The sequence below is a fragment of the Mycolicibacterium arseniciresistens genome (assembly GCF_030519285.1).
GTDB lineage: Bacteria > Actinomycetota > Actinomycetes > Mycobacteriales > Mycobacteriaceae > Mycobacterium > Mycobacterium arseniciresistens.
The window spans coordinates 1-392 of sequence record NZ_JAUMSQ010000591.1 but is presented as its reverse complement, the minus strand read 5'-3'; the positions used below and the strand labels follow the sequence as shown (position 1 = coordinate 392).

Annotated in this window: 1 pseudogene; it reads right to left on the bottom strand. The window is 76.5% G+C overall.

The annotated features are described in order from the left end of the window. Positions 1-232: 232 nt before the first annotated feature. A pseudogene (locus Q2100_RS31670) lies at positions 233-392 on the bottom strand (anthranilate phosphoribosyltransferase); the annotation flags it as partial.

Sequence of the window (392 nt, the reverse complement as noted above, 5' to 3'; positions counted from 1 at the left end):
CGTGGAGGCGCTGGGCGCCGCCGCTCAGGTGGTGCTGCCCGCCGCGGCCCCCTTGGGCGGCGCACTGGTCGAGGAGACGGCCCTGATCACCCGCTGGCTGAGCCGGCCGGGCGTGCGCATCGTGCGCTGCGATCCGGGGTGGGCGTCGTCGGCAGGGTCCGCAGGCCGGTGGGCGGAGTGGGCCGCGTCGGCGCGTTCGGCCCGGATCGCCGCAGAACAGGCCCTCGACGGCTCAGAGCTGCTGAGTGAACCGCACCCAACGCGCGAGCAGCTGTTCGGCCGCCCCGGAGTCGATGGCCTCACAGGCGCGGGCGAGCCCCGTCTCCCAGGCGGGCACCCACTTGGCGTCGCTGGCTAGGCCGGCGTGCGCCACCATCGCGCCCGCCGCGTTG